This is a genomic window from Vibrio sp. 10N.261.52.A1 (genome assembly GCF_002876325.1).
Classification (GTDB): Bacteria; Pseudomonadota; Gammaproteobacteria; order Enterobacterales; family Vibrionaceae; genus Vibrio; species Vibrio chagasii.
Genome location: NZ_MCYD01000942.1, coordinates 1 through 9,820, shown reverse-complemented (window position 1 = coordinate 9,820; position 9,820 = coordinate 1). Strand labels below are relative to the sequence as shown.

Genomic DNA, 9,820 nt, shown 5'->3' with positions numbered 1-9,820 from the left:
GAACATATCTATACTAGATATTAATTCGACAGAATTACCCTACACATAGATAAAACAACCAAAATAAAATGAGGAGTCAGGATGATCATTGGCGTACCTAAGGAAATCAAAAACCACGAATACCGCGTTGGTATGACCCCAGCTAGCGTGAGAGAACTAATCTCACACGGCCACCAAGTTTTTGTTGAAACCAATGCCGGTACTGGTATCGGTTTTTCAGACGATGATTACATCGCTGTAGGCGCATCCATTCTTCCTACTGCTGCTGACGTTTTCGCGAAAGCAGAGATGATTGTAAAGGTTAAAGAACCTCAAGCTGTCGAGCGAGCTATGCTTCGCGAAGGGCAAATATTATTTACTTATTTACCCAACTATTCAATCTATTACTGTCTGTAAGGGTAAGATAATCGAGTTTGCTAACGAATGAGCTTCTTTATTAAGCAAACGTTACCGTTATATAGGCAGTCAGCACTCTTTAATTCACCGTCCAGTGAATCGGTTTGAGACATTGTGAATTTAAGGCTACTCACTTTCCAGGGTAAGCAATAATAATCCGAAACGAAAAAGGCAGACCAAATGGCCTGCCCTTTATTAGTGTCTATCGAATCGTTAGTCTTTCGACATGCAGTTTAGATTCAGTAGCATCAATTCACGCAACGCAACTGAGAACTTAGCAAACTCATGAACAGAACCCACTTTGAATTCGTTCAGGATACTTTCCCAACGGTGAAGCGAAACAGAGTTGCTTTCCATCCACTCATCGAGTGCTTTAATCACATCAAGATCAGAACCACAACCACAGTTAAGTACTTGGCCTGTTAGCTGGCGTTGTTGCCAATCCAGATCTTCTCTGAATGCAGCACGTGCCAATGCTTGCCAGTTGTTATCGACTGCTTGACCATTGATTTGCTTCAAGAACCAGTGCAGAGACAAACGGTCGCCTAGATTGAAGTAAAGCTTAGACGCTTGTTGTACTGTTTTACCCGTTTCACGAGCCACTGTGGATATATCCAGTGCTGAATACAAGCTAGACAGACGCGCTACTGAATTCGCCAATTCTGCGGTTACGCCTTGGTCAATCCATACTTGCGCCATTGCTTGATGTTCTTCTACCTCTGAAGCAACCAGGTTTTCATCCAGTTTCTCAGTAATAGCCACTACATCGCCTTGGTAAAGTTCAACCAGTGCTTTCACAGATTGCTTACCAGTACGATTTCTTAGCAACCAACGAGTCAAACGGCGCAGTGTACGACGTACGTGGTACAGCAACTCATATTGAGCCTGTGAGCTAGAGATGTTATCCAGTTCACGGATGCTCTTAAGCACTTGACCCAAACCATAGATTTCACGTGATGCCGCGTAAGCATTAGCGATATCGACAATGTTTGCGCCCGTCTCTTCTTGCAGACGAGTGATGAAGTTACAACCCATCTCGTTAACCATTTGGTTAGCAAGAGCCGTCGCAATGATCTCTGCACGCAGTGGATGGTTATCCATGTGCTGAGAGTAGTTACGGCGTAACTCAGTTGGGAAGTATTGCATCAATTGTTGAGCATGGAACTCATCATTCGCAATATCATCGCTCACAAGATCTTCTTTCAGAACCATCTTACCGTAAGCGATCAATACAGATAGCTCTGGTCTTGTCAGGCCTTGACCTTGCTTCTCACGCTCTAGCAGAGTTTCGTCATCAGGGATGTATTCTAGGCCGCGATCCAGATACCCTGCTTTCTCCATTGTGTGAATGAAGCGGATTTGCTCTTTAACTAAGCTCACGCCTTGGTGTTCAGTTACCGAAATAGACTCAGCTTGGCAGTACGCGTCATCAAGTACAATCTCACCAACTTCATCTTCCATAGACTCTAGAACTTGGTTACGTTGCTTAACCGTTAGATCACCATTAGACACCAAGCCGTTCAAGAAGATCTTAATGTTCACTTCGTTATCTGAACAGTCAACACCACCCACGTTATCAACAAAGTCTGTGTTCACTCGGCCGCCGGTAAGCGCATATTCAATACGACCCAATTGAGTCATACCCAAGTTACCGCCTTCGCCAACAACTTTTGCTTTCAAATCGCCGCCGTTGATACGCAACACGTCGTTAGCGCGGTCGCCAACATCAGTGTGAGTTTCACTTGAAGACTTAACGTAAGTACCGATACCACCATTCCAAAGTAGATCAACTTCCATAGACAAGATCGCTTTGATCAAATCATTTGGCGCCATTGATGCTTTCTTGGTACCCAACATTTTCTGAATTTCTGGCGTTAGAGAGATAGACTTCGCTCGACGAGAGAAGATGCCACCACCTTGAGAAATCAATTCTTTGTTGTAATCTTCCCAGCTTGAGCGAGGTAGATTGAACAAACGATCACGCTCTACCCAGCTTGATGCTGAATCTGGATTCGGATCAATGAAGATGTGCATGTGGTTAAATGCCGCTTGTAGACGGATGTGCTTAGATAGCAGCATACCGTTACCAAATACGTCACCCGCCATATCACCAACACCGATAGCAGTGAAGTCTGTAGTCTGGCAGTTAATACCCATTTCACGGAAGTGACGCTTAACCGATTCCCAACCACCTTTTGCTGTGATACCCATCGCTTTGTGGTCGTAGCCGTTAGAGCCACCCGAAGCAAACGCATCACCTAACCAGAAGTTGTACTCTTCAGATACTGAGTTCGCTAAGTCAGAGAATGTTGCTGTACCTTTATCGGCTGCAACAACCAAGTACGGGTCATCTTCATCATGACGAACAACGTTCTTAGGTGGGATTACCTCACCTTCAATGATGTTGTCTGAAACGTCTAGTAGTGCACGGATGAAGCGCTTGTAACAGCGTTGACCTTCAGCAAAGATCTCGTCACGGCCAGACATTGTGTGCTGACGTTTACAAACGAAACCACCTTTTGCACCCACAGGTACAATTACCGTGTTCTTAACTTGTTGTGCTTTAACTAGGCCCAGAATCTCAGTACGGAAATCTTCTTGACGGTCAGACCAACGAAGACCACCACGAGCCACTTTACCGCCACGTAGGTGAACACCTTCAATATCTGGTGCGTATACGAAGATCTCAAATGCAGGCACTGGAGCCGGGATATCTGGAATCTCGCTTGGTCTCATTTTTAGAGCCAACCAAGGCTTAGCTTGTTTGTTCTCGTCTACTTGGTAGTAGTTAGTACGAAGCGTTGCAGTGATCATCTCCATGTAGCGACGAATGATACGATCATCATCCAAGCTTTCTACATGATCGAGCTGCTCAGTGATCTTCTTAATAAGATCTTGTTGACCCTTCGCACTGCCCTTCAGTTTCGGATCAAAACGCTTACCAAATAAGCTGACTAGACCTTTCGCTAAATCTGGGTAGTGAGACAAGGTGTCTTCAATGTATTGTTGACTGAATGGGAAACCAACTTGACGCATGTAGCGAGCATAAGCACGTAAAATTGAGATTTCACGACCAGATAGACCAGCACCTAGTACCAAACGGTTAAAGCCATCGCTATCTAATTCACCAGCCCAGATTGCTGCAAATGCTTGTTGGAAAAGATCACGAGCTTCACGAAGATCAATCGTTTGGTCACTCTTATGAAGCATAGAGAAATCTAAGATCCAATAAGTAGTACCGTTAGTCTTACGAACTTCGTATGGTGATTCACCGATAACGCGTAGACCAAAGTTTTCAAGCATTGGCATTACATCAGAAAGGTGAATTGGCTCTGCACTGTGGTAGAACAGTTTTAAGCGTACTGCTTTCGAGTCTGCCGCTTCTTCCTGAGGACGGTAGAAAAGCATACCAAGTTTATTATCTTCACTTAGTGCTTCTAAACGCTCAATATCTGCAACAGCAGAACCTGGCATCATGTCTTCTTTGTACGAACGTGGGAATGCACGCATGTACTCTTTCGACAATGGAAGACCTTTGCTCTCACCGAAGTTTGCAATGATTGATTCAGATAAGCGGTCATCCCACGTAGACGATACTTCCATTAAATTTTGCTCGATTGTTTTCACGTCCACGTCCATGTTGTTGTTATCAACACGAACAATATAGTGTGTTCTTGCCAGAGGGCTTTCAGAGAAATACGTTGTAAATTCAACTTCTTCTTCACAGCCAAAGTATTGCTTCAAGATGCGCTGAGTTTGGCGACGAAGCTCGGTGTTGTAACGATCTTTTGTTACGTAAACCATACAGCTAAAGAAACGGCCAAACGGGTCTTTGCGAACGAACAGACGCAGAAGATCACGATCTTGCATCTGTACGACACCCGTTCCCACTTCAAGCAGTTCTTCTTCTCGAGCTTGAAGCAGTTCATCACGTGGGTAGTTTTCAAGAATGTTGTGCAGAGCTTTGTAAGAGTATGAACCCTCACGATAACCACTCGCGTTTAAGATACGCTCTACTTTCTCACGAACTAGAGGAATCGTTTCAACGGTTTGGTTATAAACAGCAGAAGTGTAAAGACCAGTGAAACGGTGCTCACCAATTACCTTGCCGTTCTTATCGAATTTCTTAATGCCGATGTAGTCATTGTAAGCTGGGCGGTGAATGCGTGAAGCCGTGTTGCCCTTTGTTACGATAAGTACATACGGTTTTTTTGCTTCTAAACGCGCCGAGTCAGAAAACTCAGACAACTTAACGTTACGTACACGATCTGAATTCGCAAACAAACCAAGACCTTGCTCCTTGGTCGGTTGCAGCTCAGTATCGCCATTAACTGAAACTAGGTCATATTCCTTATAACCCATGAATGTAAAGTTGTGTTCGCCTAACCAACGAAGAAACGCCAACGTCTCATCGAAACGTTGGCCGTCTACTGGAATGCTGTCTTTCTGCTGCTCAACTTGGTCTGTTACTTCTTTCAGTCTTTCAACCATTTTAAGCCAGTCGTTAACCACTAAGCTTGTATCGGTGAAAATGTCTAGCAGCTCTGTTTTCAGTGCCGTCATTTCAGCTTTGCTGCTCAAACGGTCAACCTCAATATGGAATAGAGATTGGAAAACACCTTCGCCACTGCTCACACCCATTACGCTTCCTGAATCAGAACGAGAGATTTGTGTTGGGTTGTGCAACATAAGGTGAGAAGAAAGGTCTAGGCGAGTCAATGCCATTTTTACAGAATCAACGAGGAACGGGCTGTCTGGTACCACTATCTCAACGATAGTGTGAGTAGACTGCCAACCTTGACGACTTACCGTCGGGTTGAAAACGCGTACCGAAATTTCGTCGGCTTTCTTTTCGTTGATGTGGTGCCATAAGCTAACTACAGCACCATATAAATCGGATTCGTTTCTCTGAGTCAGATCGTCGTGAGAAACGTTACTAAACAAGTGTTGAGCAAGTTGAGTTACGAGAGGTCGATGAGCAAGGTCAAGTTTGTCTTGAATCAGCTTGTAAACTTTTTCAAGTAAAACTGGAACCACAGTTTCACGTGCGGTCATAGTCACACTCCACAATTAGAATTGTATTTTATTATTAGGGGTATCACTTAATCTGGTGTTTGAATTACGCCGTTGAGCGCTTGTCTACTAACGAGTTAAGCAAAGGTAATGCATTGGTTTATTGTAAAAGCATTATTGAAAAATGGTTAATTGTTTTAACTGTGGTAGGAGGTGAAATGTTTGATTATGTGATTAAGATTCCTTTTAACTCACTAGGCACGCCAAGCTTTACAGAGCTTCCAACTTGATAAACTTATTTTTTTGGTCAGTTGTCAGCCTAAATTGCCCTCTAACCCCTATTTGTGTAAGAAAAGGTCTGAATCGAGTTGCAGGTAACTGTATGCGCAATCCTGTAGTTGTTATTACTTGAACTTGACTTGCCGCACCCGAATAACTGGCCAGAAATTGCTGATATGAGATGTTAAGTTGGAAAATATAGTGATTCATACACCACCTGTATAAATGTACAGTGCCAGTGTTTTTTGGCACTTAACGATGTCTAACTGTAAAAACGTTCTGTCTAAAAAGCTGGGGAATTAACTTTAGCTTACTTAAATATCGATCCCCTATAAACAAAAAATCAGTGGTAGATGCTCTCTACCACTGATGAATTTTCTATATGAGCAAAACGCTTCTTAACAAACTGCTCACACTATTGAGTTCTTCACTTAAGCTTCTAGTGCTTTTGTTACTTTCTCAAACAGATCTTTTGCAAGATTATCCATGTTCTTCAACGTTTCAAGCTCTGTTTTTATAAGTGCTTGGCGCTCGTCATCATACTTACGGAACTTAAGCAGTGGATCAATCAGACGCGAAGCAACTTGCGGGTTACTGCTGTTTAGTTCACGTAAGATCTCACCAGCAAACGCATAACCCTGTCCCGACTTATCATGGAATTGAACCGGGTTCATGTTAAAGAATGAACCAACTAAGTTACGCGTGCGGTTCGGGTTCTTTAAGCTGAATGCCTGATGTGACATAGACTCTTTGATCACTTCAAGAGCATTTGAACTTGGGTTGGTACCTTGCAGCGCAAACCATTTATCCATAACAAGGCCATCATGCTTCCACTTGTCGCTGTAATCTGACATCAAGCTTTCACGACAAGGCAGTTTTGCACTGTTAGCAGCGCCCATTGCAGCCATAGTGTCAGTCATGTTGTTTGCTGTTTTATACATCTCAACAACCAAGTCGTTACCCTGCTCTGTATGAGCTAAGTAGCTTAGACAAACTTTACGTAAAGTACGCTTACCAATTGAGTCGTGATCAATTGTATAGTCCGTTAGCGCATGGCTGTGATAAACCGCCGCTAACTCATCTTCAAGCTCTGCTGCTAGCGTCACCTTCATAGAGTTAAGCACTGACGCGACAGCATCAATATCAACACGCTCATACCATCCTGACACTTCATTGTGGCTTGGTAGTGAAAGCATTTCTGCGATGAATGCCGGTTCTAGCGAGTCACTCAATAGTACGCCGCGGAATGCATCAACAACAGATGCTGATAATTCAAACTTCTGACCTAGTTGAACGTTCTCAACGTTACTGCGAATGTACTTAGCCAATAGCATTTGACCCGCATCCCAACGAGAAAACTCATTGCGCGCATTCACCATCAAGAAGATCAGCTCTTCATCTGAATAGTCGTATTCCAATTTCACTGGCGCAGAAAATTCACGCAGCAATGATGGCACTGGTTTCTCGCTTACGTTCTCGAACACAAAAGTTTGTTCCGCTTCTTTCACGTCTAACACGTTATGAACTGGCTCACCGTTACATTGTAACTCAACAACATCACCCGACGCAGTGTACAACTCGATATCTAGAGGGATATGCAAAGCCTGCTTTTCAGCTTGTTCGTGAGTTGGCGCCGTTACTTGACGAGTTGTTAATGTGTACTGTTTCTTCTCTGCGTCGTAATGGCTTTCAACAGATAGCGTCGGCGTACCAGACTGGCTGTACCATAAACGGAACTGAGACAGATCAACACCCGATGCATCTTCCATTGCGGCAACAAAATCTTCACACGTTGCTGCCGTGCCATCGTGACGTTCGAAGTACAGTTTCATGCCTTTTTGGAAACCGTCTTCACCCAACAATGTGTGGATCATACGGATCACTTCACTGCCCTTTTCGTACACGGTCAATGTATAGAAGTTATTCATTTCTATCACTTTTTCAGGACGAATTGGGTGAGACATTGGGCTTGCATCTTCGGCAAATTGTGGACCGCGAATGATACGCACATTGTTGATACGGTTTACTGCGCGAGAGCCAAGATCCGATGAGAACTCTTGGTCACGGAATACCGTTAGACCTTCTTTCAAACTTAACTGGAACCAATCACGACAAGTCACTCGGTTACCTGTCCAGTTATGGAAGTATTCATGGCCAATTACCGCTTCAATACCTAAGTAATCGGTATCCGTTGCGGTTTGGTCGTTCGCCAAAACAAACTTAGAGTTAAATACGTTCAAGCCTTTGTTTTCCATCGCACCCATGTTGAAGAAATCTACCGCGACGATCATGTAGATATCTAGGTCGTACTCTAAGTTGAAACGCTCTTCATCCCACTTCATTGAATTAATCAAAGACACCATTGCATGGTTTGCACGGTCTAGGTTGCCTTTATCAACAAAGATTTCTAGGTCGACTTTACGGCCAGATTGCGTGGTGTAGGCGTCACGAAGTACATCGAAGTCACCGGCTACGAGTGCAAACAAGTACGCTGGTTTTGGATGCGGGTCTTGCCATTTCACCCAATGACGACCATTTTCTGCCTCGCCTTCATCAACACGGTTACCGTTACTTAATAAGAACGGGTTCTCTGCTTTGTCGGCGATAACTGTTGTTGTGAATTTCGCCAACACATCTGGACGGTCCATGTAATAAGTAATACGACGGAAACCTTCCGCTTCACACTGAGTACAGAAAGCGCCGCCTGACTTGTATAAACCTTCTAGTGCACTGTTACCTTCTGGGTTCACTTCAGTAACGATGGTTAACGTAAACTCCTTCGGAAGATCAGTTAACGTTAGTTGAGTTTCAGACAGCTCGTATTGCGTCCACTCGTTGCCTTCAACCAATACAGAAACCAACTTCAAGCCTTCACCATCCAGTACTAATGTTGAGCTGTCTTTTTCTTGCTTAACACTAGACACCGCAGTAATGATAGATGCTGAATCGTATAAATCGAAAGTAAGATCGATTTCAGAAATAGTGTGAGATGGTGATTGATAATCTTTACGATATTTGGCTTGAGGTGTATGTGCCATGACGAGTTCCTTTTGATCGTTATACGTAATAATTTTTTAACTGTATATATCTAAAGGTTGATCGCCAATAAAACAAGGGGAATATTAAAAAAAGGAGGCATTGTAGGAAAATGCCTCCATGTTTTGCTATTTTATCAATCAAATCAGACAGGAACGACTAAGAAATGAACTGTGCACAATATTATCAACGAGTACCACTTTACTGCTAAAACTCACGATTATCGGATGCGATTCAGCACCGCAAACATATCTCCCTCTTCACCTTGTAGCGTTAACACATCGCTGTTCAGTGTATATCGAGTGCCGTGTTCACCGTTTTCATAAAGTAAAACTAGTTGGTCGCCTTCGGTGTAATACACCCCGCGACGAATAACTTCGCCACCTTCTTCATCAGACACGCGGAACATGAAGATAAAGTCAGGCTGAAGGACCAAATCCATCTTTTGAATATTACTCGCTCTCAAGTCACTGCCGGACAGCTCTGCGCTCGACCAGATCCCCGCCAGTGCATTAGGTAATGCTTTTGTGAACATCACACCATTGAGATTCAACATATTGTGATTACTGCTGTATGAGTAGACTTGTGGCTCAGATGTATTCAACCCCAGGATGATCGTATCTTCATTAGCATTATATAAACCTTCCCAATGATCGACACTGTAGTCTTTTTTCTGGATATCAATCGTAAATGAGTAATTTGAATCGAGAGTCAGCTTGATTGCTCTAAAGTTTTCAGTGCCTTGCTCTGGATCTGGATTCATTAAATACCAGTCACCAAGCAACAGAGGAAGGTCAAAGTGGGATAGATTATTATCGCTTTTTGATTGTTGACCATTAGAAGCAACTTCGCTCCCAAAAGCAGCGAAACTTAAACAAGATAAAAATAATAGAATCCATTTCATAAGCGTCCCCTCGTTTTCTTTAAGCTTAGGCACGTAATGAATAGAAAGCGAAAAAATATGATCCAAGTCACTAAATTTTAAATGCGAAGTAACTTAAATGTCATTATTTACCAAACAGAAATCTAGAAAACTCACAGGGCATTCGCTTACTAACTAGCAATAAAAACCAAAAGAAACATATAGATAGAGATA

Annotated in this window: 4 protein-coding genes and 1 pseudogene; 1 reads left to right on the top strand and 4 read right to left on the bottom strand. The window is 43.2% G+C overall.

Annotation, left to right across the window (positions count from 1 at the left end):
• Window positions 1-81: 81 nt before the first annotated feature.
• Window positions 82-366 (top strand): annotated as a pseudogene (locus tag BCT81_RS20445) (alanine dehydrogenase); the annotation flags it as partial.
• A 243-nt stretch (window positions 367-609) separates the two neighbouring features.
• On the opposite strand, the gene BCT81_RS20440 reads toward BCT81_RS20445, so the two are convergent.
• From BCT81_RS20440 to BCT81_RS20420, 4 genes are all read right to left on the bottom strand, one after another.
• On the bottom strand, window positions 610-5,451 hold the full coding sequence (locus BCT81_RS20440; protein WP_102425631.1) for an NAD-glutamate dehydrogenase: 4,842 nt from the start codon (window positions 5,449-5,451) through the stop codon (window positions 610-612).
• Window positions 5,452-5,679: 228 nt separating this feature from the next.
• Complete coding sequence (locus tag BCT81_RS20430; protein WP_102425630.1) at window positions 5,680-5,898, bottom strand: DUF2835 domain-containing protein; 219 nt, start codon at window positions 5,896-5,898, stop codon at window positions 5,680-5,682.
• Between the two features lie 221 nt (window positions 5,899-6,119).
• Complete coding sequence (gene pepN / locus BCT81_RS20425) at window positions 6,120-8,726, bottom strand: aminopeptidase N (RefSeq protein ID WP_102425629.1); 2,607 nt, start codon at window positions 8,724-8,726, stop codon at window positions 6,120-6,122.
• 218 nt (window positions 8,727-8,944) lie between these two features.
• Window positions 8,945-9,628, bottom strand: a complete 684-nt coding sequence (locus tag BCT81_RS20420; protein WP_102425628.1) for a hypothetical protein — start codon at window positions 9,626-9,628, stop codon at window positions 8,945-8,947.
• Between the last annotated feature and the right edge of the window lie 192 nt (window positions 9,629-9,820).

Coding starts and splice junctions, on each gene's coding strand:
- BCT81_RS20440 (WP_102425631.1), bottom strand. CDS start 5,451: ATGACCGCACGTGAAACTGTGGTTCCAGTTTTACTTGAAAAAGTTTAC.
- BCT81_RS20430 (WP_102425630.1), bottom strand. CDS start 5,898: ATGAATCACTATATTTTCCAACTTAACATCTCATATCAGCAATTTCTG.
- pepN (WP_102425629.1), bottom strand. CDS start 8,726: ATGGCACATACACCTCAAGCCAAATATCGTAAAGATTATCAATCACCA.
- BCT81_RS20420 (WP_102425628.1), bottom strand. CDS start 9,628: ATGAAATGGATTCTATTATTTTTATCTTGTTTAAGTTTCGCTGCTTTT.